19 protein-coding genes and 1 pseudogene are annotated in these 23,737 nt (G+C 67.7%); 8 read left to right on the forward strand and 12 right to left on the reverse strand.

Annotated features, from left to right (window positions below; translation table 11 throughout):
* Positions 1–32: 32 nt before the first annotated feature.
* The 3 genes from GGR16_RS26310 to GGR16_RS21785 all read left to right on the forward strand — a co-directional run bounded on the left by GGR16_RS26310 (position 33) and on the right by GGR16_RS21785 (position 5,046).
* Positions 33–3,377, forward strand: a complete 3,345-nt coding sequence (locus tag GGR16_RS26310) for a calcium-binding protein (RefSeq protein WP_281380650.1) — start codon at positions 33–35, stop codon at positions 3,375–3,377.
* Positions 3,378–3,902: 525 nt separating this feature from the next.
* Complete coding sequence (locus GGR16_RS21780) at positions 3,903–4,190, forward strand: hypothetical protein (protein WP_156332738.1); 288 nt, start codon at positions 3,903–3,905, stop codon at positions 4,188–4,190.
* Between the two features lie 76 nt (positions 4,191–4,266).
* On the forward strand, positions 4,267–5,046 hold the full coding sequence (locus GGR16_RS21785) for a bestrophin-like domain (protein WP_053193679.1): 780 nt from the start codon (positions 4,267–4,269) through the stop codon (positions 5,044–5,046).
* 4 nt (positions 5,047–5,050) lie between these two features.
* On the opposite strand, the gene GGR16_RS21790 is transcribed toward GGR16_RS21785, so the two are convergent.
* The 4 genes from GGR16_RS21790 to GGR16_RS21805 form a co-directional block, all read right to left on the reverse strand.
* The gene (locus GGR16_RS21790) at positions 5,051–5,860 is read right to left on the reverse strand and encodes an inositol monophosphatase family protein (protein WP_019401401.1); all 810 of its coding nucleotides are present in this window, start codon (positions 5,858–5,860) and stop codon (positions 5,051–5,053) included.
* 38 nt (positions 5,861–5,898) lie between these two features.
* Positions 5,899–6,960, reverse strand: coding sequence for an ABC transporter ATP-binding protein (locus GGR16_RS21795; protein ID WP_183318146.1), 1,062 nt, complete (start codon positions 6,958–6,960; stop codon positions 5,899–5,901).
* The gene (locus GGR16_RS21800) at positions 6,957–9,194 is read right to left on the reverse strand and encodes an ABC transporter permease (RefSeq protein ID WP_019401403.1); all 2,238 of its coding nucleotides are present in this window, start codon (positions 9,192–9,194) and stop codon (positions 6,957–6,959) included. Before GGR16_RS21800 ends, GGR16_RS21795 begins: the two co-directional genes overlap by 4 nt.
* 240 nt (positions 9,195–9,434) lie before the next feature.
* Positions 9,435–10,463: an ABC transporter substrate-binding protein gene (locus GGR16_RS21805; protein ID WP_019401404.1), complete on the reverse strand. Its 1,029-nt coding sequence runs from the start codon at positions 10,461–10,463 to the stop codon at positions 9,435–9,437.
* A 185-nt stretch (positions 10,464–10,648) separates the two neighbouring features.
* Between GGR16_RS21805 and GGR16_RS21810 the strand changes: the two genes are divergently transcribed.
* Positions 10,649–11,704 carry a LacI family DNA-binding transcriptional regulator gene (locus GGR16_RS21810; protein ID WP_019401405.1) on the forward strand — a complete coding sequence of 352 codons (1,056 nt, stop codon included), beginning with the start codon at positions 10,649–10,651 and terminating at the stop codon, positions 11,702–11,704.
* Between the two features lie 77 nt (positions 11,705–11,781).
* Here GGR16_RS21810 and GGR16_RS21815 read toward each other — a convergent pair whose 3' ends face one another.
* Both GGR16_RS21815 and GGR16_RS21820 read right to left on the reverse strand, forming a co-directional pair.
* Positions 11,782–13,404, reverse strand: coding sequence for a hypothetical protein (locus GGR16_RS21815; protein WP_183318148.1), 1,623 nt, complete (start codon positions 13,402–13,404; stop codon positions 11,782–11,784).
* Between the two features lie 208 nt (positions 13,405–13,612).
* Positions 13,613–14,608 carry a sugar-binding transcriptional regulator gene (locus GGR16_RS21820; protein WP_019401407.1) on the reverse strand — a complete coding sequence of 332 codons (996 nt, stop codon included), beginning with the start codon at positions 14,606–14,608 and terminating at the stop codon, positions 13,613–13,615.
* A gap of 312 nt (positions 14,609–14,920) precedes the next feature.
* Here GGR16_RS21820 and GGR16_RS21825 point away from each other — a divergent pair, with 312 nt between their 5' ends.
* The 4 genes from GGR16_RS21825 to GGR16_RS21840 all read left to right on the forward strand — a co-directional run bounded on the left by GGR16_RS21825 (position 14,921) and on the right by GGR16_RS21840 (position 17,715).
* A complete protein-coding gene (locus GGR16_RS21825; protein WP_019401408.1) occupies positions 14,921–16,351 on the forward strand; it encodes a PTS galactitol transporter subunit IIC in 1,431 nt (476 codons plus the stop codon).
* A 9-nt stretch (positions 16,352–16,360) separates the two neighbouring features.
* On the forward strand, positions 16,361–16,825 hold the full coding sequence (locus GGR16_RS21830) for a PTS sugar transporter subunit IIA (RefSeq protein WP_019401409.1): 465 nt from the start codon (positions 16,361–16,363) through the stop codon (positions 16,823–16,825).
* An 81-nt stretch (positions 16,826–16,906) separates the two neighbouring features.
* Positions 16,907–17,194: a PTS sugar transporter subunit IIB gene (locus GGR16_RS21835; protein WP_019401410.1), complete on the forward strand. Its 288-nt coding sequence runs from the start codon at positions 16,907–16,909 to the stop codon at positions 17,192–17,194.
* 125 nt (positions 17,195–17,319) lie between these two features.
* Complete coding sequence (locus tag GGR16_RS21840; protein ID WP_183318150.1) at positions 17,320–17,715, forward strand: VOC family protein; 396 nt, start codon at positions 17,320–17,322, stop codon at positions 17,713–17,715.
* A gap of 146 nt (positions 17,716–17,861) precedes the next feature.
* On the opposite strand, the gene ptsP is transcribed toward GGR16_RS21840, so the two are convergent.
* The 6 genes and pseudogenes from ptsP to GGR16_RS21870 all read right to left on the reverse strand — a co-directional run bounded on the left by ptsP (position 17,862) and on the right by GGR16_RS21870 (position 23,701).
* A complete protein-coding gene (ptsP, locus tag GGR16_RS21845; protein ID WP_246373245.1) occupies positions 17,862–19,850 on the reverse strand; it encodes a phosphoenolpyruvate--protein phosphotransferase in 1,989 nt (662 codons plus the stop codon).
* Between the two features lie 3 nt (positions 19,851–19,853).
* Positions 19,854–20,237, reverse strand: coding sequence for a PTS glucitol/sorbitol transporter subunit IIA (locus tag GGR16_RS21850; protein ID WP_019401413.1), 384 nt, complete (start codon positions 20,235–20,237; stop codon positions 19,854–19,856).
* A gap of 18 nt (positions 20,238–20,255) precedes the next feature.
* Positions 20,256–21,266, reverse strand: a complete 1,011-nt coding sequence (gene srlE / locus GGR16_RS21855; protein WP_183318152.1) for a PTS glucitol/sorbitol transporter subunit IIB — start codon at positions 21,264–21,266, stop codon at positions 20,256–20,258.
* A gap of 37 nt (positions 21,267–21,303) precedes the next feature.
* Positions 21,304–21,822, reverse strand: a pseudogene (gene srlA / locus GGR16_RS21860) (PTS glucitol/sorbitol transporter subunit IIC); the annotation flags it as partial.
* Between the two features lie 111 nt (positions 21,823–21,933).
* Positions 21,934–22,374 (reverse strand): transcriptional regulator GutM, encoded by a 441-nt coding sequence (locus GGR16_RS21865; RefSeq protein ID WP_019401115.1) that lies wholly within the window; start codon positions 22,372–22,374, stop codon positions 21,934–21,936.
* A gap of 364 nt (positions 22,375–22,738) precedes the next feature.
* Complete coding sequence (locus tag GGR16_RS21870; protein ID WP_055460328.1) at positions 22,739–23,701, reverse strand: sugar-binding transcriptional regulator; 963 nt, start codon at positions 23,699–23,701, stop codon at positions 22,739–22,741.
* Positions 23,702–23,737 lie beyond the last annotated feature (36 nt).

Below are 23,737 nucleotides of genomic sequence, written 5' to 3' on the forward strand. Positions count from 1 at the left end.
ATAATTTAAGACGTATAAGATATGGGCGCGATATGCATGCAAAACGCATGTGCAAGCGATTCCCATGTCAATCCCCGCCGCATAAATTCAGAACCAGCGATCCGGGGCCGCCGCAAAGACCGGCAGGCCCCGCAGCCATCGCAGGCCATCGGAACCAATCATCGGACAACCATTTTCGTCTGGCGGCTGACCTTATTTCTTTCATTTACCGGAGAATTGATATGGCAAATGATGGCGACGACCTCGTCGAGGTCGCGGTGAATCAGGCTGGCTACGAAGACACGCCGGGCGATGGCGACGCGCCCCCGGCATCGAGCAGCCCCGACGACGGGCATGTCCATGCCCTGAGCTCGGCCATCCCCGGCCTCGTATTCCATGGCGGTGAAGGCGACGACAGCCTGGACGGGACGGACGGCGACGATATCCTCTATGGCCACGGCGGCAACGACACGCTCAACGGCGGCGCCGGCGACGATACCCTCGACGGCGGCGCGGGGGCCAACGAGCTGACGGGCGGCGCGGGGAACGATACGTTCGTCTTCGATCCGCTGTCGGGCTCCGTCGAGATCAAGGACATTTCCTATGAGGCGGGCAATTACGACAGGGTCAACATCCAGGCGCCCGTGCTGAGCTACAATCACCTGAAGGCGCTCGCGGTCAATTATTGGGATCCCACAGGCTGGACATCAACCACGATTCACATCGGCGAAGGCCTGAGTTTCTACCATAAGTACATCGAGCACATTGCCCCGGAGGTGTTCGGCTTCTCGTCGGAAGGACGCCCCGGCTCGGTCTACCTGCGGGGCGGCACAGGGGACGAGATCCTGAGCGGCGGCGACGGCGATGACGTGCTGGTCGGCCATCATGGCACCGATACCCTCGTCGGCGGAGACGGACGCGACGTCTTCCTCAATCGCGGCGGCCACATCGTCATCGAGGATTTCACGGCCGAGGACTATCTCGACCTGCGCTACTGGGGGTACACCACCTTCGACGCGTTGATGGCGACTGCCACGGAGCAGAACGGCGACGTGCTCTTCACCATCGATGAAATGACGGTGCTGGTGAAGAACTTCACCAAAGCCCAGTTCACACCCGAGATGCTGCTGGTCAACGTCGCCGGCTCGGGCACCGGAACTGCCGGAGACGACACCATGACCGGCGGAACCGGCGACGACACGATCGACGGCGGTGACGGCAACGACAGCATCGACGGCGGGGGCGGCCACGACACGCTCTGGGGCGGGGCCGGCAACGACACGCTCAATGGCGGCGACGGCAACGATCTGCTGCTCGGCGGAGAGGGAGACGATGTCCTCAACGGCGGGAACGGCGACGACACGCTCGATGGCGGCGGAGGATACAACCAGCTGACCGGCGGCGCCGGGAACGATACGTTTGTCTTCGATCCTCGGGCCGGCGGCGCCGATATCAGGGACCTGTCCTACGAGGCAGGGAATTACGATAGATTAGATATAAAAGCAAATATAACGAGCTATAATCATCTTCTTGCCCTCTCACAGCACTGGGCAGACCATACCGGCTGGCACGCCACCAGCATTTATATTGGATCCGGCATCAGCTTGTATCGAGTCAATATCAATGATATCGCTCCCGAAGCATTCGGCTTCTCGCCGATACAAAACTCCGAAGAGGTTTTCCTCGTCGGCGGCACGGATGATGAAATATTGACCGGCGGCGCCGGCAACGATGTGCTTGCTGGCAGCGGTGGCACCGATACCCTGATCGGCGGGGCAGGCCGTGACGTGTTCCTCAATCTCGGGCAGTGGCATGGCGGATCTCCTCCCACCAATAGCGGCAGCCACGTCGTCATCGAGGATTTCACGGCCGAAGACTATCTCGACCTCCGGAACTGGGGCTACACCACCTTCGACGCGCTGATGGCGATCGCCACCGAGCAGAACGGCGACGTGCTCTTCACCATCAACGAGAACACGACGGTGCTGGTGAAGAACTTCACCAAGGCCCAGTTCACGCCCGAGATGCTGCTGGTCAACATCGCCGGCTCGGGCACCGGAACTGCCGGAGACGACACCATGACCGGCGGCACCGGTGACGACACCATCCACGGCGGTGACGGCAACGACAGCATCGACGGCGGGGGCGGCCATGACACGCTCTGGGGCGGGGCCGGCAACGACACGCTCAACGGCGGCGACTTCAACGACAGCCTTGATGGCGGCGACGGCAACGACAGCCTCTCCGGCGACCAGGGCGACGACACGCTCTCCGGAGGCCAGGGCGACGACACGCTCACCGGCGGGACGGGCAACGACCGGTTCATCTATAGCTCCGGCGCGGACACGATCACCGACTTCTCGCGCGTGGCGGGCAACCGCGACGTCATCGATCTCTCGGCAACCGGCCTCACCACCTTCGCCGACATCATGGCCACCGCCCAGCAGGTGGGCAGCGACACCGTCTTCACCTTCGGCCCCGGACGGACCCTGACCGTCAGGAACACCACCGTCGATGCCTTCGTGCCGGGCGACTTCGACCTCGCCAATGCCGTCATCGGCACGCCCGAGAACGACCTTCTCGTCGGCACGCCCTATGAGGATCATTTGAGCGGTGGGGCCGGCAACGACACCATCCTCGGCGATGACGGCAACGACACCATCTTCGGCAGTATCGGCAATGAGATCATCTACGGCGGCGGGGGCGACGACCTCATCTCGTCGGAGGAAGATGACGATCAGGTCTACGGTGAGGCCGGCAACGACACCATCCACGGCGGCAGCGGCAACGACACCCTCGACGGCGGCGACGGCGACGACTGGCTCGACGGTGGAGATGGCGACGACAGCCTCATCGGCGGGGCCGGCAGGGATACGCTCCTCGGCGGCGAAGGCAACGATCATGTAGCGGCCGGTGACGGCGACGACCTCGTCTTCGGCGAAGCGGGCAACGACACCCTGCTCGGTGAAGGTGGCAATGACACCATGGACGGCCACGACGGCGATGACTTCCTCTCCGGCGGTGACGGCAACGACGAGCTCTACGGCAGCGCCGGCAACGACACGCTCGAGGGCGGCAATGGCGACGACACGCTGATCGGTGGCGCCGGGGACGACGTGCTCGCCGGCGGGGCGGGCGACGACTGGCTGTTCGGCGGAGCCGGGCACGACACCTTCGTCTTCCGGCCGGACGAGGGCCTCAGCCGGGTCATGGACTTCAACGTGGGCGGCGAGATCGACTCCGTGAGCCTGCAGGGATTCGGCTTCACGAGTGCGGCCGAAGCCGCCTCCTTCTTCGCCGACACGGACGGTGGGGTCTATTTCGACCACAACGGCACGCAGATCGCCATCTTCGGCATCGACAAGGCAACGCTCGAGAGCAGCCTGCTCGTCGCCTGACCTGCGAGGCACGACGATAGCGATGAGGCCGGCGGCCGTGCCGCCGGCCTCATCGCCCTGTCTGCGGCATCGGCTCGGTGCTCCTGCCCGAGGAAGCGGGCGGCCGATGCCTTCAGGCAAGGTTCATCTGATACGCGTGAAGATCGATCGCCACTTTGATGCGGAACGCAGGGGTGGCGCGGCAACTGCGATCAGGGGGGATCGCATCATGAGGCAGGAAGCTCATACCGATCAGGCATGCTCCGCCGTCTCGCGGCGGCACGGAACGCACGCCGGTGCGCGTGGCCGAATGCGACGGCTCAAGGCCCGGGCAAGCGCCCGCCGGCCATGAACGGTGCAGAAAGGCCGGCATTGTCCGGCCGGACGATCGACCGCTGGCGCCTAGGCTTTTCCGCGGTCACACCACCTCTCGTACGGCTCGCCCCCGCGCAGCGGGAAACGGGCGCCGGGATCCTTCGCTTGCGAGGGACGACACCGGCACCGGGCGAACAGCGCCGGCGTCCGACGTAGCAAGGAGTGCAGCTCTTGCGCGAACCACCCATCCCGCCAGCCGTCATGGCCGAGGGCTTCGTCACCGCAGCCCTGCTGGAGACGGTCGAGGCCCTCGCCCACGCCCTGAGAACCCAGGGCGGCGACCCTTCGCGGCTGCTCGACCTGATCGAGGCGCGCCTCGACGAGGTCCATTACCGGGCCGAGCAGCAGGCCCGCAGCTACCAGCTCGACCGGGCGGCCGAGGCCTCGACCATCACCCGGCAGCGAATCCGCGAGATCTTCAGCGATCTGCGCGAGAAGCTGGGCGCTCTCATCAACTGAGTCGCCGGGGGAACTATGGTGCCGCACAGGCGATTGGCGCAAAGTATCGCGAGCGACGACGGCCGGAGCGCCCGCGATGCCTTTCACTGACGTGATCTATCGCTTCTCCAACAGCGTTCTCGCCATCGTCTTCGTCGGGGTGGCCGTCACCGCATCGGTCCTGCTGCCCCTCATCGGCACGCGCCTCCTGAAGCAGGAGCAGGCGACGGCTCGGGCCGGCTTCGCGCTCGACGCCTTCAAGCTCATCGGCCCGGTCATCGCCATCTTCACGGCCTTCACGCTGCTGCAGGCGATCAACCGCTACCGGGAGGCCGAGACGCTCGTCCTGCGTGAAGCCACCGAGATCACGCAGCTCGACCGCGCGCTGCGGAGGCTCGGCGCGGAGGCGGCACCGATTCGCGCCGCGCTCGCCGCCTACGGCCAGTCCGTCGTCACGCAAGAGTGGCCGGCCCTGAAGAACGGGCGCGAGAGCGCCGAGACGCAGGCGCTGTTTCACGACCTCATCGACCGCATCCACGCCGTGCATCAATGGACGGACGTGGAGGCCGCGACACGCGAGTCGGTCGACGACGCGGCGGACGAGCTCGTGGATATCCGGGCGTTGCGCCTCAACGCGGCGACGACGGGGCTGCCCACCATCTTCTGGCAGGTTCTCGGCAGCCTCATCGTGCTGCTTGCCGCCGAGGCGCTCCTCTTCCGCTTCGACTGGAACCTCGTGGTGCCGAAGGCCGGCTATGCCGCGGCGATCGCCCTGCTCGTCGCTCTGCTCGTCATCCTGGACTATCCCTTCCGGGGCCAGCAGAGCGTCGGGCCCGAGCCGATCACGCGGGCGCTCGCGCATATCGCGCGGTATTGAGCCTTCAGGCCGCCCGCGGCAGGCCGGCGATCCGGCTGAGCTCGGCGACGGCGCCGGGCGCGGCGGCCATCACGGGCGCGCCGCGCGTCAGGCCCTCGCCGGCCGCCGGGAACGGCAGCAGCGCCCCGCCCGCCTCGGCGACGAGGCAGTAGCCGGCGAGGCAATCCCAGGCGTGCATGTAGGGCTCGTAGTAGCCGACAAGGCGCCCCGCCGCGACATAGGCCAGCATGAGCGCGCCCGAGCCGTTGCGGATGAAGTTGCCGCCCATGCCGAGCAGGCGCTCGACAATGCCGGCGAACTCGGCCGGCGCGACGTGGTGATTGGCGCCGAGGCCGACGACGCCGTCGCGCAGGGAACGTCCGGTGGACACGTGCATGGGCGCCTCGTTGAGCGTCGCGCCCTGCCCCTTGCCTGCCGCGTAGAGCTCATCCACGCAGGGCGCGAAGATGACGCCGACCACCGGTTCGTCGCCGGCGAGCACGGCGATCGAGACGCACCAGTTGGGCATGCCGTTGACGAAGGGGCTGGTGCCGTCGATGGGGTCGAGCACCCAGGTGAAGCCGGACGTGCCCTCGGTGAGGCCGTATTCCTCGCCGAGCACGCCGTCACCGGGATGGGCCTCGGCGATGCGGGCGCGCAGCATCTCCTCGACCCGCCTGTCGGCGATGGAGACGACATCCTGCGGGTTGGCCTTGGCCTCGACGACCAGCGTCTCGCGCGCATTGAAATAGGCTAGTGCCACGGCCCCCGCATCGCGGGCGAGCGTGCGGGCGAGCGCCAGGCGCGCCTCGACGTCTGCGGCATCGACTGTCATGGATGTCCTCGTTGTCTCGTGAAGGGCGCGTAGCACCTTCACGCGGTGATGATGGCGACCCCGCGGTTGTGAAGCCCGATCGCGACCGGCGTCGTCGCGGCAAGGCTCCGCTCCACGTCCGGATCGACGACATAGAGCGTTCCGACCTCCGTCTCCACCTCATATTCGACGTGGTCGCCGAGATAGGCCGCATGGCGCACGAGGCCCTTGAGCCCGCCGTCGTCTGCCGGGGCGAGGCGGATGGCATTGGGCCGGATGGCGAGTTTGGCCGGCCCCGGCCGGGCCGCGCGGCCCGGCACACGATGCTCGAGGGCGCCGAGCCGCACCACGGCCTCAGCTCCCTCGACGCCGACGACCTCGCAGGGCACGACATTCGCCTCGCCCATGAAGTCGGCGATGAAGGAGGAGGCGGGCGATTCGTAGAGCGCCCGCGGCGGCCCCTCCTGCGCGATGCGGCCCTCAACCATGACGACGATCCGATCGGAGACGGCGAGCGCCTCCTCCTGATCGTGCGTCACATAGACGGCCGTGAAGCCGAGGCGCTGCTGCAGCTCGCGGATCTCGGTGCGCACGCGCCGACGCAGGCGCGCATCGAGGTTCGACAGGGGCTCGTCGAGGAGCAGCACCTGCGGCTCCAGCACGAGGGCGCGTGCCACCGCGACGCGCTGCTGCTGCCCGCCGGAGAGCTCGGCCGGCAGGCGAGCGCCGAAGCCGGCGAGGCCGACGAGGGCGAGCCCCGCCTCCGCCTTCTCGCGCGCCTCCGTCTTCCGAAGACCCGAGGATTCGAGGCCGTAGGCGACGTTCTCGATGACCGTCATGTGCGGGAAGAGCGCATAGGACTGGAAGACCATGGACACGTCGCGCTCGTTCGCCGGCAGCATGGTCACGTCCTTGCCGCCGATGAGGATGCGCCCGTCGGTCGGGTGCTCGAGCCCGGCAAGCATGCGCAGCGTGGTCGTCTTGCCACAGCCCGAGGGGCCGAGCAGCGTGACGAGCGTGCCCGGCTCGATCGTCAGCGACAGGTCGTGGATCGCCGTGAATGTGCCGAAGGTCTTGCGAACGTGCTCGAAGACGACCGAGCCGGTCTTCAACCCGTTCATGCGATTTTCTCCTTGATTGTCTCCGCCGGCAGCGGACGGACCGCGGCCGGGGCGGCGATGCGCGTCTCGCGCCGCAGGCGCCGCTCGCCGACGGCGAGCTGGAAGCCGGCGATGACGACGAGCATGACCACGATCAGCATGGAGGAATAGGCGATGGCGACGCCGTATTCCCCGTTCTCGACAAGGCCGACGATATAGGCGGTGGCCATGTTGTACTTGGCGCTGACGAGGAACACGACGGCGCTGATGGAGGTGATCGCCCGCACGAAGGAATAGACGAGCGCCGCGACGATGGCCGGCCGCAGCAGCGGCAGCACCACGTGGCGGATGGTGCGCCAGCTCGAGGCGCGCAGCGTGAGCGAGGCCTCGTCGAGGCTCGCGTCGATCTGCGTCATGGCCGCGACGCCGCCGCGCACGCCCACCGGCATGTTACGGAAGACGAAGCAGGCGATGAGGATGAGGGCCGTGCCCGTCATCTCCAGCGGCGGCAGGTTGAAGGCCATGATGTAGCTGATGCCGATGACCGTGCCGGGGATGGCGAAGCTCATCATCAGCGCGAATTCGAAGACGTTGCGGCCGACGAAGCGCTGGCGGACGATGAGATAGGCCGTCAAGAGGCCGACCGCCGCCGTCAGGGGCGCCGCGACGAGCGCGATCATCATCGTCGTCCAGAACGAATCCCAGGCGACGCCCGTCCAGGCGATGGAGCCGTCACGGAAGGCGAAGGAGAAGGCGCGCTCGAAATGGGCGAACGTCAGCGAATTGTCGAGGCCCCAGGTGTTCACGAAGCCGCCGACGAGAATCATGCCGTAGACGACGAGGGTGAACGCCGTCCACGGGATGACGAGCGCATTGACGCCGATGGCGAGCGGCCGCGGCAGCGCCGGATGCACGCCGCCGTCGCCCTTGCCGGTGACGGTGGCGAAGTTCCTGCCCGTGAGCCACAGCCGCTGCGCCAGGAAGGCCGACAGCGTGAAGCAGAGCAGGACGATGGCGAGCACGGCCGCCCGGGAGGGGTCGGTCTGCGCGCCGACGACGGCGAAGAAGATCTCGGTGGAGAGCACGCCGTGGCTGCCGCCGAGCACCAGCGGATTGCCGAAATCGGCCATGCTCTCGATGAAGCCGATGAGGAAGGCGTTGGCGAGGCCCGGCTTCATGAGCGGCAGCGAGACGTGCCAGAAGGTGCGCCAGCGGTCGGCGCGCAGGGTCTGCGACGCCTCCTCCATGGAGGGGCTGACGCCCTCGACGACGCCGATGAGGACGAGGAACGAGATCGGCGTGAAGGAGAGCATCTGGGCGATCCAGATGCCGGTGAGGCCGTAGAGCCAGCGCCCCGGCTCCACGCCGAAGAGGTCGGAGAGGAAGGTCGTCACCACGCCGGCGCGGCCGAAGAGCAGGATGAGCGCGAGGCCGATGACGAAGGGCGGCGTGATGATCGGCAGCACGGTCAGCAGCCGCAGGCCCTTCTTGAAGGGGAAGCGCGTGCGCGTGGCGACGAGCGCGAAGGCGAGGCCGAGGACGGTCGAGCCGGTGGCCGTCATCAGCGCCAGCCACAGCGTCCGCCAGGCGACGCCGCAACGCCCTCCCCCGATGACGCAATCGAGGCTCCAGATGGCCGGATCCCGGATGTTGCGCATGAAGCCCGAGGGCTCGAAGGAGCCGTCGAAGTCCTGCACCGAGCCGACGAACATGCTCAGCACCGGATAGAACACGAAGACGGCGACGAGGGCGACGAGGAGAGCGATGGCGGCGATGACGAAGAAATCGCCCTTCATCACGCCCTGCTCGGCGAGCCCCGCCGAGAACAGGAAGAGGAAGGTGAGCCCCACGAGGACGGCACCGGCGCCCATGGCCGGCTGGCCGGTGGCGAGCGGCCCGAAGAGCGCCTCGCCGATGTCCCAGCTCCAGCCGCCGAAGGTGATGGCGAAGCCCTGCAGGACGAGGAAGGCCATGCCGGCCGCGCCGAGAGCGACGAGCAGGCGTCCGCGCGACACGGCCGGAGCGGCGAAGCGGACCGCGGCTGCGGCAAGGAGCAGCGCGGCGACGACGGCGAGCCACCAGCGGCCCTGCGCCGCCATCTGCACCAGGGCCGGCGCCTCCTCGGCGCCGAAGGGGAACTGCGCCGGCCAGCGAAAGGCGTAGAACCCCTCGTCGATCCTGTACCAGGGCAAGAGCACGAACCCGGCGAGGCCGAGGCCGAGCGCCATGTCCACTCTGCGGTCGCGATGCTCCATGAGAGGTTCCGTACTGGAGAGGTTCCGTATGGGGCGGCCCTGCGCGGGGCGGAGCGGAAAAGAGCGGCACGTCCCCTCTCCCGGCCTGCGGGGAGAGGGGTAGGGTGAGGGAGAACCGTTTCCGCAAATGCGGGGGCTCGGGCTTGCGTCAGCCCTTGCCCCTCACCCCAACCCTCTCCCCGCGAGCGGGGAGAGGGAGTTACGGCCATGCAAGACGCCGCTCGTCTGCCAAGTCCCTGCTCAGTTCGCCAGCGTGCCGATCTCGCGGTCCCAGCGCTGCAGCAGGGCCTTGCGCTTCTCCGGATCGCCGTAGGTCTTGAAGTCGTAGTCGATGAGCCGGACGTCCTCGAACTTCGGCGCCTCGGGCGGCACCTCGGCATTCTTGTTGGACGGCAGCTGGAAGGACTTGGCCTCCTTCATCTGCGACTGCACTTCCGGCGACAGCACCCAGTCGTACCACTTCTTGGCGTTGTCGAGGTTGCGCGCACCCTTGACGATGGACATGGAGCCGATCTCGTAGCCCGTGCCCTCGCAGGGGGCGACGACCTTCACGGGGAAGCCCTCGACCGCCTGCGCCACGGCGTCGTGCATGAAGACGATGCCGACCGTCGTCTCGCCGCGCGCCGCGGCCTTCACCGGCGCCGAGCCGGACTTGGTGTATTGCGAGACGTTGGCGTTGAGCTTCTTGAGATAGTCGAAGGCCTTCTCCTCGCCCATGATCTGCACGAGCGTGGCGAGCGCCGTATAGGCCGTGCCCGAGGAATTGGGATTGGCCACCTGGATCTCGCCCTTGAAGCCTGGATCGAGGAGGTCGGCCCAGCATTGGGGCTCCTTCAGGCCTTTCTTCGCCAGAATGTCGGCGTTGTAGCCCCAGCCAAGCGCGCCGGCATAGACGCCGACCGTGCGGTAATCAGCGCTCTCGGCCTGCTTGACAGCCCAGGTCTGCAGCTCGGGAAGGCGCGGCGACTTGTATTCGAGCGTCAGTCCCTCGGAGGCGGCCTGCAGGTGCGGATCGCCCGTGCCGGCCCACCAGACGTCCGTCTTCGGGTTGCGTGCCTCGGCGCGGACCTTGGCATAGGCCTCGCCGGAGGACATGCGCACCATGTTGACGTCGATGCCCGTCTCCTTCTCGAAGCGGTTCTCGAGCAGTTCGCAGATGACGACGTCAGCCGAGCAGATGAGATTGAGCGAGCCCTGGGCCAGCGCAGCCGCAGGCGTGAACTGGACGGCAGCGGCAACCGCCGCAACGGCGACAAAACCGGAACGCATGTCTTCCTCCCCCTTGCGCGCCGCTGTTTCCGCGGCGTCTGTCTTTGCAACCGTGTGCAAAGGTTCCATGCAGCCATGGCCCCTGTCAAGAAACATGACGGGCAAATTTTTCTGCAACGCCGTTGCACGCTGTTGCAAGGCGGTGCATAGGGAAAGCATTCCCTGACGACGGCTGCAGGATCGCCATGCCATCGCCCCGAAAGTTCGTCAGCGCCCGTGAGGTGGCCGAACGTGCCGGCGTGTCGCGCTCGGCCGTGTCACGCGCCTTCACGCCGGGGGCGAGCGTCTCCGAGGACACGCGCCGGCGCGTCCTGGAGGCGGCGAACGCGCTCGGCTACCACGTCAACCATCTCGCCCGCGGGCTGTCGCTGAAGGAGAGCGGCATCGTCTGCCTTGTCGGCTCGGAACTCGGCACGCCCTACCGGGCGAATCTCGTGAAGGCCATGACGCAGGCGGCGCAGGACGCCGGCAAGGTGGCCATGGTCATCAACACCGACCGCTCGGATGCGAGCGTCGGCGCCGCCCTCCGGCAGGCCCTGCACTATCGCGCCGATGCCTCGATCATCCTGTCGGGCCTGCCCGACAAGTCGATCACGCGCCTGTGCCTCGAGAACGGCCAGCGCATCGTGCTGATCAACCGCGATGACGACCAGGAAGGGCCGCTGCGCATCAACCTCAAGGATGGCGAGGCGGCGCGGCACACGCTCACCGCCTTCCTGCGCGCCGGCTGCCGGCGCCTCGCCTTCGCCAATTCCGAGGCAGGCACCCCGAGCCTGATGGCGCGCGAGCGCGGCTTCCTCGCCGCAGCCGGCGCCATCGGCCTGACGGTCGCCGTCGAGCGCTTCGGCCCGAGCGTGTATGACAGCGGACGCGAGCTGGCGCGGCGCCTGCTCACCGCCCGCGAGCGGCCGGACGCCGTCTTCTGCGCGACGGACCTCATCGCCTGCGGCTTCCTCGACGCCGCACGCCACGAATTCGGCCTCGCCGTGCCGGAGGACCTGTGCGTCACCGGCTTCGACGACATCGAGCAGGCGGGCTGGTCCTCCTACGGCCTGACGACCTTCGCCCAGCCGGTGTCCGACATCGCCCGCGAAGCCTTCGCCTGGCTGATGCTGGCACCGGAGGAGGCGACACGGCGCCCTGCCGCCGTGGAGCTCGAGGCCCGCATGGTCTGGCGCCGGACAGTGCGGGGCTACGCGCAGGACCTGTCGCCGGACCTGCGCTCCGCCGCAGGAGCCTGACGCGCCCGAAGGCGTAAGCGGTAACCGCCGCGCCGCGGTGGGCGGCTTTCGCCCCAATCGGTTCCGGCATGAGCTCCTCAATCACCCTTCCGGGATGCAGCGGAAGGGAGCTTGTCCCAGCGGCCGGAAGGCTGTTGCAGTTGCCACGATGAGCCCTGCCCGAGCGATGACCGGCCGGCGCGCTCGGAGCCAGTCGTATGCAGGCGTTCCTGGCGCTCCGTCACGGGCAGCGGCGCCATGCGCTCGTCGGGCTCCAGCGGGGTTGCACGGTTATAGGCATGACCGAACAGCTGGACCGGCATCAGGTCTCCACTCTCGTCGCGCGACAAGGGCGGGTTGACGGGTCGGTCGTTCAGATAGCGTACCAGGTGCTCCGCCCGGTCCGCATAATTGGCCGCCCGCGTCACCTGGAGCTCGGCGGGCCCGCTCAGATAGGCCTTCAGGTCCTGCGAACGGTTATAGCCGAATTGCGTGAGACGCTCGAAGCCCTTGCCACCGTTGCGATAGGCGACATCCTGCGCCGACATCGGCGCAATCACGTCTCCGATGAGAGGCGGCAGGCGCTCCTTCGTTCCCTTGGCGACGGCGCGCGCCACGTCCTCCAGCTTCCAGCCCCGCTTCATGAGGGAGGCCAGCTGCCGCCCTCCGGGGGTCGCCATCATGGCGAGGTCGAGGCCCAGCTCGATGGCAAAGCCCTTGAGGTCCCCCTCCGTGAGCGCTTCCACCGCGCCGGCGAAGGGGCCGAGATTGTTCACGAGGTCGCCGAGGGCACCCACGACGATCTCCGCCAGGCTTGCCTCGCGCAGCGGCTCGCGGAATGTCTCCACGTAATCGTTCAGGATATTCTTCAGCTCCGAATCGATGTCCTTCAGCTCGAAGACCTTTTCCGGGATCTTTCCAGGCTGGGCGAGATCACCGGTGATCGACAGGAATGTCAGGCTTTCCCTGGCCGGATGGCCGACCATGATGCTGTCCGTCGCGTCCGGGCCGTTCATGCCGTCCCGGCTCAACCGGCGCAACGCGCCCGTGGAGAAGCTGAACGTATATCGCTTGTACGAGTTCTTTCTTTCCGCCTCTTCGATCGCGCCGATCTCTCCGCCAAGCTTCAGCCAGGGGGCGGGGTTGTGTCTGGGCTTTACATAGAATTCGAGCCCCGAGACCTGCCCGTCCCAGGGCCCGCCAACCACCTTGCGGTAGGTGGCCGCGAGCTGAAGACGCCTCTCTCCGACATCCGCCTTTCCGGCGAAGGCGTTCTTGACGGGATCGCCATCCGGCAGTTGCTGCAGCGAATCCCGGTACAGCGTCATCATGGCCTCGACCGTCCGACGCTTCACATCATCGAAATCCCTGTCGAAAAGCTGGTTCACCTTCCCGATCTTGCTGCGAGGATCAAGCAGCCCCTTGCCCTCGAGAATATTCAGGAACATCATGACGGGACTGTATTTCCACACTTTGGCGAAGTAGTCCTCGATAAGCTCGCCAGCCCCCCAGGTCTTCGGATGTTCGTAGCCGTTCTCCACCGAGACCTGCGATCTCGGCTTGAGCCTTGCATCGGGACTGCCAAGGGTGCGCGCGGCATCCCGCGCGGCGGAAGCCGAAGGCGGCGCATTGCGATCGAACAGAATACTCGCCGAATTCTTCGGAAGCGGCTGAACGTATCTCTCTAGATGCCCATTCCCATAACTGACCGGGACCGACATATCCCACCTCTTACTGCAATAAATATAGAAACAATCGACTTTTTACAAGAAACCGCCATTATACATTGCCGTAAAACCAAATCCAAATATATTACAAGAATTACTACAATATACTGGCACCCGCGTGGATCGCGAGCAGGCGCCCTGTTTTCGCATCTTCAAACACAAGCGCCCGGCGTGGATGGGGAACTGATGGCGCCGTCGTTTCCTAACGCCTCTCCCGCAGCGGCATCGCGGCGACGAGCCGGCCGGCGAGCTCGCCGTCGATGATGAGACGGTTGACGACGCCCGTCTTCAGCACGGCCTGCAACGCATCGGCCTTGGAGCGTCCCGCCGCGAGCATCACGACCTCGGTACGCCGCAGATCCTCCGGCGCGATGCCGATGGTGCGGGCGTTCACGCCGCACTCCACCAGCCGGCCCTCGCGGTCGAAGAACTTGCCGGCGAGCTCGCAGACGGCCCCGGCGGCGCGCAGCTCGGCAAGGTCGGCCGGCGAGAGCAGCCCGTGGCGGAAGAGGAAGGCATCGGGCGAACAGTCGCCGAAACTCATGAGGTGGAAATCGGCCTCGCGGGCCAAAGCGAGCGACGCCTGCACCGGGCGCTGGCGCAGCACCGCTCCGAGATCGCCCGCCTCGTCGACGACAAGCGGCGCGGGCAGGAAATAGCCCTCGCCGCTGCAGGCCTCGGCGAGGCGCACGACCTCGAAATTGTTGAGCGACACGTCGCGTGTCAGCGAGCCGATGACGGAGACGAAGCGCACGTTCTGCTTGGGGAAGGCGGTGAAGGCGTCGACCACCGCCGTCACGGTGCGGCCGCAGCCGACGCCGATGGTGAGCCGCGGCGTGCCGAGGAGCCGCCGCGTCAGGTAGTTGGCGCCGGCCAGACCGACGCCGCGCCGCGCCAGCCGGTCCGCCGTCTCGTCGTCGAGGCTTCCCGTCTGCTCGTCGAACGGCGGCGTCAGGATGCATTCGGCAAGGCCGTAGCGGGCGGCGAGCCAGTCGGCCAGGGCGAGCGTCTCGCTCGTCTCGTGCTGGATCGAGATCTTGACGATGCCGGCCTCGCGCGCTTGGGCGAGCATGCGCGTGACCTTGAAGCGCGAGATCTTGAGGTCGCGCGCCACCTCCTCCTGGCCCTTGCCGTGGACGTAGTAAAGCCACGCCGCACGCACCATGAGGTCCTGATCGCCCCGCCCCGCCTCGCTCATCGTTCCTCCCTTTTCTGCACGATCGTGCACAGATCGCACGAATTGACGATAGTTAAAAAGGCTGACATCATGAACTTGTGTGCACGCAGCGCACGATTGTTCAGACGCTTCGCCGCCAGCTCATATCACCGAAAACCGACGAAGCACTGCGTGCAAGCCGGCGCCGGATGTCACGAGAGAGGCCGCCAAGGCCCGCGACCGCCGCCGGACGGGACCAGGGACGCAAGGCGCCCTCATGCGCCTCGCAGGACAACGCCATAACAACGGCGCCCGCCGCAACAGCGGAACGACGGCGCCGCCGGAGGAAAGGTCATGGATGGGCTGCTGAGCGGTCTCAAGACCGTCGTCGATTCCCTGGGAGCGACCGTTCTGCTCCCCATCGTCATCTTCATCATCGCCGTCGTGCTGGGCGCCAGGCCCGGCCGCGCCTTCCGGGCGGGCGTGACCATCGGGGTCGCCTTCATCGGCATCAACCTCGTCATCGGCCTGATGTTCACGAGCCTCAGCGACGTGGCGCAGGCGATCGTGAAGAACACCGGAATCACGCGCGACGTGGTGGACGTCGGCTGGCCGTCCGCGGCGGCGATTGCCTTCGGCTCCTCGGTCGGGCTGTGGGTGATCCCCATCGGCATCGCCGTCAACGTGCTGCTGCTGATGACGCGGATGACGCGCACGCTCAATGTCGACGTGTGGAACTTCTGGCACTTCGCCTTCATCGGCTCGCTCGTCGTCGCGGCCACCGGCAGCCTCTTCTACGGCCTCGTCGCGGCGGCGCTGATGGCGGCGCTTGCCCTCCTCTTCGCCGACTGGACGGCCAAGGCCGTGCAGCGCTTCTACGGCATCCCCGGCGTATCGGTGCCGCATCTCGCCTCGGCGCAGATCCTGCCCATCGCCATCGCCGTCAACTGGGTGATCGACCGCATCCCCGGCCTCAACGCGATCAACCTCGACACCGACGTCATCCAGAAGAAGCTCGGCGTCTTCGGCGAGCCCGTCATCCTCGGCCTCGCCATCGGCCTCGTGCTCGGCGCCATCGGCTATTACGACGCCGGCGACGCCTCGACGGTGGTCAGCAAGGTGCTCCAGACCGGCATGAACCTCGCCGCGGTCATGTTCCTGCTGCCGCGCATGGTGAAGATCCTGATGGAGGGGCTCATCCCCGTCTCCGAGGCGGCGCGGACTTTCGTCCAGAAGCGCGCCGGCGACCGGGAGATCCTCGTCGGGCTCGATTCGGCCATCCTCATCGGCCATCCGGCGGCCATCTCGAGCGCGCTGATCCTGGTGCCGATCGCCATCGTCCTGTCGATCATCCTGCCCGGCAACCGCGTCATCCTCTTCGCCGATCTCGCGGTCATCCCCTTCCTCGTCGCCATGGCCGCGCCGGTCGTCGGCGGCAACGTGCTGCGCATGGTGATCATCGGCACCATCACGCTCGCGGTCGGCTTCTACGTGGCGACGGGGCTCGCGCCGCTCTTCACCAGTGCCGCGGTCGCCGCCGGCTTCGCGCTGCCGGAGGGCACGACGCAGATCACCAGCATCGTCGACGGCTTCCTGTGGGTGTCCTATGTGGTCGTCGAGGCGGTGGCGGGGCTGGGCATCGTCGGGCTCCTCGTCCTGCTTGCGGTGATCGCGCTTTGCTTCATCGCCTTCCACCGCCGGCCGGCCGCCTGGGAGCGGCTCGCCGGCAGCGACGACCCCGCGCCGGCACCGGCGAAAGCCCCCGCCGCCACGCCCGCGGAGTGACGAGGCCCCATGCACGACAGTATTTCCCGGCATCTCGACCCCGAGGCGATCTGCCTCGGGGTCGAGGCCACATCGAACCGTGACGTCATCGACCTGCTCGCCGGGCGCCTTGCCGCCCTCGGCCGCGTGCGGCCGAGCTTCGCCGGCGCCGTCCTTGCACGCGAGGCAAGCATGCCGACCGGCCTGCCGCTCGGCGGCGCCGTCAACGTCGCCGTGCCGCATACGGACCCGGAGCACGTGGTGAAGCCGTCGCTTGCGCTTGCCACCCTCGCGCGGCCCGTCGGCTTCGGCAGCATGGACGATCCGGACGAGGAGATCCCCGTCGGCGTCGTGATGATGCTGGCGCTCGACAACAAGGACGCGCAGATCGACATGCTGCGCGAGGTCGCGGAGCTCATCCAGCGGCCAGGAGCGCTCGCGGCGCTCGCCGCCGCGACGTCGCCGGACGAAATCTATGCAGTGCTGGGAGCCTGACGCGGGGGGCGCGGAAAGGTCCGCCTTGCCTTTGCCGCCCCCGGCGACCAGCATCGCCTGACAGGAACGGGAGGAAGAAGAATGCCAAGGACCAAAGTCGTCCTCGTCGCCTGCGGCACGGCCGTCGCGACGTCGACCGTCGTTGCCAATGCCATCGAGGAGGAGATGCGCGAGCGCGGCATCGCGGTCGACATCCGCCAGTGCAAGGCGACCGAGGTGCCGGGCCTGATCGACGACGTCGATCTCGTCGTCTCGACGACACCGGTGCCGCCGGACCTCGACAAGCCGGTCATCACCACGCTCGCCTTCCTCACCGGCATCGGCAAGGCCGAGGTGCTCGACAAGATCGAGGCGGCGCTGCGGGGGTGATGTTCTCCGCTTCTCTTGCGGGAAGGGAAGACCAGATACGTAGCGGGCCCGCCACCCAACGCGACGGTGGGACTGGTGGTGCCTAGCCGGTCGCTTTGATAGCGTCTCCAGGCGAAGTGGAGACGATGATGAGCCTCGGCGGGATCGCGAACCTCGACTACATGGTCATCCTTTGCAGCAAGATGCAGGAGACCCGAACCTTCTATGGCGATGTGATGGGGTTCGAGATCGCCGAGGATCAAGAAAACTGGGTCAGCTTTCGAGTCGGCTCGACCTTGCTCACGCTTCGTCCTCGCGGGCCGTGGTCCCTCTGCGATGATGGCCCACGGCCGCAAGGCTCGGCGGCGGTCCAGCTTGCCTTCCGCGTGCCGCTGGATGCCGTCGATCGCTGCCATGAGGAACTGGCGGGCAAAGGCGTGGCCATCCTGCGGGAACCGACCGACCTGCCCAAGTGGCGTCACCGCACGCTGTTCTTCCGCGATCCCGAGGACAACATTATCGAGATCTATGCCGAGTTTTGAACGCGAAGGCCCACTTCGCGCCCGTCTCGGGCATTCGCAACGAATCCTTCCTCCGCCCCAAAAAAGAACCCGCCGGAAGCTTTCCGGCGGGCTTTCCAGTCAGGGGAAGAGCCCTTTGAGGCCGGGCGCCTCAGCGCCCGGTCCGATCACGTTTCGCTGACGATCTTCTTGGCCCGCGGGATGAGCGAGGGGCTCATGGAGAGCTCGCTCACGCCCCAGCCGAGGAGCCGCGGGATCATGTCCGGCTCGCCGGCGGCCTCGCCGCAGACGCCGACCTTGATGCCGGCCTCGCGCGCGGCCCGGCAGGTCATCTCGATCATGGCGAGCACGGCGGGATGGTCGGCCCGGTTGAGATGGGCAAGGCGGGCGTTGGTGCGGTCCGCCGCCATCGTATATTGCGTCAGGTCGTTGGTGCCGATGGAGAAGAAGTCGACCTCACGGGCAAGCGTCGCGGCACACAGGGCAGCCGCCGGCGTCTCGACCATGATGCCGACCTCGAGCGGGCCGGCCTCGCGGCCTTCGTCCATGAGCTCCTGCCGGCAGGCCTCGATGAGCGCCCGCGCCGCCGTCACCTCGGCGATATCCGTCACCATCGGGAACATCACGCGCGCCGTCCCCACGGCCGCGGCGCGCAGGATGGCGCGCAGCTGCGGCTTCAGCAGATGCGGCCGGTCGAGGCACATGCGGATGCCGCGCCAGCCGAGGAAGGGGTTCTCCTCCCGCTCGGGCGCGATGCCGGGGAGGGCCTTGTCGCCGCCGATGTCGAGCGTGCGGAAGATGACCGCATGCGGGTCGAAGGCCTTCACGACACGCGCATAGATGCGGAACTGCTCGTCCTCGCTCGGCAGGGTCTTGCCGTGCATGAACAGGAACTCGGTGCGGAAGAGGCCGACGCCCATGGCGCCGAAGCCGAGGGCGCCGTCGATCTCCGCCTCCGAGCCGAGATTGGCCGCCACCTCGATGGCGCGCCCGTCGTGCGTCTTCGGCGCGACATGGGTGAAGGCGGCGAGCGCACGCCGCTCGGCTTTCGCCTTTTCGAGCCGCGCAGCATAGGCGGCCGCGACGGCCGTATCGGGATTGACGACGGCAACGCCCCGGCCGCCATCGATGGCGACCGTCTGCGCCGAGCGCAGCGCCGCCTCCTCGGCCTTGACGCCGACGACAGCGGGAAAGCCGAAGGAGCGGGCGAGGATGGCGATATGCGAGGTCGGCCCGCCCTCGGTCGTGACGAGCCCCTCGAGGAGGCGCAGCGGCAGGCGCGCGAGATCGAGCGCGCTCAGGTGCCCCGCGACGAGGATCGCCGGCTCGGCGAGCGCCGCAAGGTCGATCTCGTCGCGGCCGAGCAGCACGTTCGCGACCTGGCGGGCGACGCCGCGCACATCCTCGGCGCGGGCGCGGAAATAGGCGTCGTCGATGTGGGTGAAGCGCTCGGCAAGGTCCGCGCCGACGGCGAGCACCGCCGCGACCGGATCCTCCTGCGCGCCGATGCGCGCCTCGACGGCCGTGAGGAACTCGGGATCCTGCGCGACGTCCTTGAGCGCCGCCATGATGTCGGCAGCGGTCGCGGCGGCAGCATCGCCGTTGTCGGCCTTGCGCTCGAGCATGGCGCAGACGGTCTCCACCGCGCGGCGGAAGCGCAGCGTCTCGGCCTCCACCTCCTGCGCCGCGATGCGGCCGCGCTCCGGCTGCGGCTCGCGCGGCAGATAGACGAAGGCCCGGCCGACGGCCACGCCCTCGCTCGCGGCGACACCGACGAGTTCTCCCGGCGCCGCAGGTTCCTGCGCCACCGTCGGGGCAGGCACATGTTCTGGCGGGACCGTCTGCGCGGCCTCCCGGGCCGGATCGTCCGCCTCGCCGGCGACGATGGCGGCGAGGCCTTCGACGGCGGCCTCGGCATCCTCGCCGCGGGCGCGAATGACGATCTCGTCGCCCTCCTTGACGGCCAGCAGCATGAGCTTGACCGTGCTCTTGGCATTGGCCGAGCGCCCACCCTTGACGATCTCGATGTCGGACGAAAAGCCCTTGGCGAACTGCACCACGCGCGCGGCGGGACGCGCGTGCAGCCCTTCCTCCAGCCGCACGACCGCCGTCCGCTCGACGTCCATCACCTGCTCCACGGTTGCCTGCCCTGCCATCGCTCAGGCCCTCGCCAGGATTTCGATGGCAGCCCCGGGGACGAGCAGCGGCAGCACGGCCGCCCCTTGCGTCTCCTCGAGGCAGATCTCGCCCGGACGGTCCGGGCTCGCGACGCCCGAGAAATTGAAGACGACATGGCCCATGTCGGCCACCTTCTTCCACGCCGTCTCGCCGATGGCGGTGATGGCGAAGTCCCGCCCGCCGATGCGCAGCACGTCGCCCGGGGCGGGGGCGGCGCCGGCCTCCCCCTCAGCCCGGTGCAGCACGGCGACTTCCGCGAGCTCCGGCGGCGCCCCCTCGGCGAAGAGGATGACGACGCCCCCTTCGGCGAGATCCGCCACATCGGGCCCGATCGTCGTGATCACCGTGCGATAGAGCTGCGTCATGGCGGATCTCCTTTTTCTTCAGAGCGCGAAGCTGGCGAGCCAGGCGATGACCACGGAAACGGGTCCCATGATCTGGCGGCTCAGGAGAACCGCCGGCACGCCGATCTTGATGGTTTCGGGTTTTGCCTCGCCGAGCGCGAGGCCCACGGGCACGAAGTCGCAGCCGACCTGGGTGTTGTAGGCAAACAGCGCCGGCAGGGCCATGGCGGGCGGAATGGTGCCGTTGCCGATGGCCGGGCCGATGATGGCCGCGCCGATGACCTGGGCGATGACCGCGCCCGGCCCGAGCACCGGCGACAGGAACGGCAGACCGCAGATGGCCGAGAGCACCAGGAGGCCGAAGATGTTGCCCGCCAGCGGCTCGAGCAGGTGCGCCAGCCAGTTGCCGATGCCCGTGGCGTTGATGACGCCGATGAGCATCGTCACGAAGGCCATGAACGGCAGGACGTTGCGGATGACCTGGTCGATCGAGCGCCGGCCGCTGTTGAACAGGACGCCGACGACATGGCCCATGGAGCGGCCGATGCCGGTGATGAAGCCGACGAGGCTGCCCGATTCCGCCGCCGGCATGGCCGCCCCGGCCGGCGCGGCGAAGGGGTTGGCGCCCGCCGGCGGCGCCCCTGCGGCGGCCGGCGCGGCCGCCTCGCTGCCGTCGGCGAGGCGGATCGAATCCACCGTCACGCCGGAGACATAGATGTCCTCGGTGATGAACTGGGCGAGCGGCCCCGACTGGCCGACGGGCGTGAGGTTCACCGTCGGGATGCGCTTGCGCGGGTAGACGCCGCATCGGGCTGTGCCGCCGCAATCGACGACGACGACGGCGATCTCGCTTTCGAGCGGCGGCGCGGTGAAACCGTCGACCGCCGTCGCGCCGGTCAATTCGGCGATGCGCCGGGCGACCTCCGGGATGCCGCCGCCGGTGACGGCGACGACCTTGTCACGCTCGGTGGTGGGCTGGATGACCAGGGGCCCGCCCCAGCCGCGCGCGCCGCGCTCGATCCTGACGGCCTTGAACTGCCTGTCCGACATGTCCGTGCTCCTTCTTTCGCGTCACGAGCACGGCGGCTCAGAGCGTCACGCCTTCGCGGCGCGCGATGATCTTCGTGATCCACTCGGTGACGATGCCCTTGAGCAGGATCACCACGAGGCCGACGACGAAGTAGAAGAGCGCGAGCTTGGCGAGCGAAAACGGCGCGGTGCCATTCTCGACGAGCTTGGTGATGCCGGCAGCAACCCCGAGCCAGACGAAGAGCTCGCCCGGATTGGCATGGGGGAAGAGGCCGGTGATCGGGTGCACGAAGGACACGGCCGAATCGTAGAAGGCCGGCTTGTGCTTCTCCTCCAGGAAAACGCCGAAGGTGTAGGCCATCGGGTTGGTGAGGAAGAAGACCGCCAGCAGCGGCAGGATGGTGTAGCGCGTGAAGACATTGCCCGCCGCATAGCGCGCCACCTTGTGCACGCGCTGCTCGCCGACGAGCTCGATGATGGCGTAGACCGCCGTCAGGAGCACGATCAGCGTCGGCAGGATACCCGTGACGAAGGCGATGAAGACCTTCCCGCCCTCGTTGAACACGCCGATGAAGGCCTCGGCGCCTCCGGCCAGCCATTCCAACATGGTTCACCCTCCCCAGACATTTTGCCTTGCTTGATCGATCCCTCGCGGCGACCGCCGCCGAGGGCTTCCCGGCACCTGGCGTCAGGCGACGGCCGGGGTCGGCCGCGCCACGCGGCCGGGCCCAGGCGCCTCGGCGCGCCCGGTGCGCAGGCGATCGACCTGCTCCAGCGCCTGGCGGAAGGCGGCGGCCCGGTTGGCGGCCCCGGCAAAGGGCGTGCCCACACGCAGCTCGGCGGCCGGCATGCCGGTCAGATCCGGCAGGGGCACGAATTTGGCGAAGACGCTGCGCCCTTCCATGACGAGGGCCTCGCGCACCAGATCGTCTGCCCCGACGACCAGCATGGCGATGACGCCGCGGCCGAAGCTCGCCTTGGCGACGCCGACGCCGACATAGCCGTCGGCCCAGCGCGTGGTGATGTCGCCGAGCACGCGGCGGTAGTGGCGCATCTGCAGGTAGGTGCCGAGGCTCTGCAGCGCCCACAGGACGCCGAGAACGAGAAGCGCGCTTTGCCAGAAATTCATGCGTTCCTCCCCTATGCCGCACGTTTGTTCGTGTCTTGCACAAATGAGTGTACATTTGTTTCTACGATCGTCAATGTGTTTGATGTGGCGGTCGGCAGTCGGCAGTCGGCAGTTGGGCGGACCTCACGCCGCCGCAACCGAAAGCAACCTCGTTTCCCGGGCGCATGCAGCGAAGCGGAATGCGACCCGGAAACCAGCACATGAACCTGCCGAAGGCACCGCATGAATAGGTCCCGGCTCTGCGCCGCATCATTTCATGCTGCGGCGCGTCCGGGGCACGAGGGTGCGCCAGGTGTGAAGGGCGGACTGACGTGTCGCGACTGTCCGGAATAAGGACGCCCGGAATCGATGGCGTTATCCGCCTTCAGCCCTCGAGCAGCCCCAGCGCTGCCGGCTCGTCGGTGACGAGGACGCTCGCCGAGGTCGCCTTCAGCGCGGCGCGGATGGCGCGCACCTTGCTGTAGCCGCCGGCGGCGACGACGACCTTGGGGATGCGGCGGATGTCGTCGAGGTCGATCGCCATGATGCGGCGGTTGAAGGGATGGTCGACCACATTGCCCTCGGCATCGAGGAAATGGCACAGCACGTCGCCGACAGCACCGGCCTTGCGCAGGCTCTCGAGCTGCGAGCGTGGCAGGAGGCCCTGGCGGAACAGCGTCGCCTCCTCGCTGACGTTGCCGACGCTGACGAGCGCGATATCAACGCGGCGGGCCCTGTCGAGCAATTCCTTCAGGCCCGGCTCCTCCCAGAGGAGCGCCCGCACCGCCTCATTGGCGACGAAGATCGGCGCCGTCAGCTGGTAGCATTCGGCGCCGAAGGCATCGGCCACGCGCCGGGCCACCGCGGACGGGTTGATCGTGCGCGAATGGGTGAGCCCGCCCATGAGCGAGATGACGGAGAGATTGTCGTAGCGGCCGTTGCCGAGGGCCTTGAGGCTCATGTGCAGGGTGGCGCCCCAGCCGATGCCGATGGACATGCCGTCGCGCACCTGGTCGTTGAGATAGCTGCCGGCCGCGTGGCCGACGAGCGTCGCGGTGTCGGCCTCGTCGGCGGCCGCCGGCACCACGATCGCTTCCCCGAGGCCGAGCTCACGCACGAGGCGGCGCTCCAGCGCGATCTGCTCGGCGCCCTTGGCCTCGATGCGGATGCGGACCAGCCCCTCCTCGCGTGCCGCCGCCAGGAGGCGCACGACCTTGATGCGCCCGATGTTCATGGTCTGGGCGATCTGTTCCTGCGTGAGGCCCTCGACATAATAGAGCCAGGCCGCCCGCACCTTCATGTCGGACGAGGGCTGAACCTCCTGGCGGGCAAGCTTCTCGGCACGCATCGGCAACGATTTTCCCAATCATCCAATCGGCCGCGA

The organism is Chelatococcus caeni (assembly GCF_014196925.1).
GTDB lineage: Bacteria > Pseudomonadota > Alphaproteobacteria > Rhizobiales > Beijerinckiaceae > Chelatococcus_A > Chelatococcus_A caeni.

Coding starts and splice junctions, on each gene's coding strand:
- GGR16_RS26310 (WP_281380650.1), top strand. CDS start 33: ATGCATGCAAAACGCATGTGCAAGCGATTCCCATGTCAATCCCCGCCG.
- GGR16_RS21785 (WP_053193679.1), top strand. CDS start 4,267: ATGCCTTTCACTGACGTGATCTATCGCTTCTCCAACAGCGTTCTCGCC.
- GGR16_RS21790 (WP_019401401.1), bottom strand. CDS start 5,860: ATGACAGTCGATGCCGCAGACGTCGAGGCGCGCCTGGCGCTCGCCCGC.
- GGR16_RS21795 (WP_183318146.1), bottom strand. CDS start 6,960: ATGAACGGGTTGAAGACCGGCTCGGTCGTCTTCGAGCACGTTCGCAAG.
- GGR16_RS21800 (WP_019401403.1), bottom strand. CDS start 9,194: ATGGAGCATCGCGACCGCAGAGTGGACATGGCGCTCGGCCTCGGCCTC.
- GGR16_RS21805 (WP_019401404.1), bottom strand. CDS start 10,463: ATGCGTTCCGGTTTTGTCGCCGTTGCGGCGGTTGCCGCTGCCGTCCAG.
- GGR16_RS21810 (WP_019401405.1), top strand. CDS start 10,649: ATGCCATCGCCCCGAAAGTTCGTCAGCGCCCGTGAGGTGGCCGAACGT.
- GGR16_RS21815 (WP_183318148.1), bottom strand. CDS start 13,404: ATGTCGGTCCCGGTCAGTTATGGGAATGGGCATCTAGAGAGATACGTT.
- GGR16_RS21820 (WP_019401407.1), bottom strand. CDS start 14,608: ATGAGCGAGGCGGGGCGGGGCGATCAGGACCTCATGGTGCGTGCGGCG.
- GGR16_RS21825 (WP_019401408.1), top strand. CDS start 14,921: ATGGATGGGCTGCTGAGCGGTCTCAAGACCGTCGTCGATTCCCTGGGA.
- GGR16_RS21830 (WP_019401409.1), top strand. CDS start 16,361: ATGCACGACAGTATTTCCCGGCATCTCGACCCCGAGGCGATCTGCCTC.
- GGR16_RS21835 (WP_019401410.1), top strand. CDS start 16,907: ATGCCAAGGACCAAAGTCGTCCTCGTCGCCTGCGGCACGGCCGTCGCG.
- GGR16_RS21840 (WP_183318150.1), top strand. CDS start 17,320: ATGATGAGCCTCGGCGGGATCGCGAACCTCGACTACATGGTCATCCTT.
- ptsP (WP_246373245.1), bottom strand. CDS start 19,850: ATGGCAGGGCAGGCAACCGTGGAGCAGGTGATGGACGTCGAGCGGACG.
- GGR16_RS21850 (WP_019401413.1), bottom strand. CDS start 20,237: ATGACGCAGCTCTATCGCACGGTGATCACGACGATCGGGCCCGATGTG.
- srlE (WP_183318152.1), bottom strand. CDS start 21,266: ATGTCGGACAGGCAGTTCAAGGCCGTCAGGATCGAGCGCGGCGCGCGC.
- GGR16_RS21865 (WP_019401115.1), bottom strand. CDS start 22,374: ATGAATTTCTGGCAAAGCGCGCTTCTCGTTCTCGGCGTCCTGTGGGCG.
- GGR16_RS21870 (WP_055460328.1), bottom strand. CDS start 23,701: ATGCGTGCCGAGAAGCTTGCCCGCCAGGAGGTTCAGCCCTCGTCCGAC.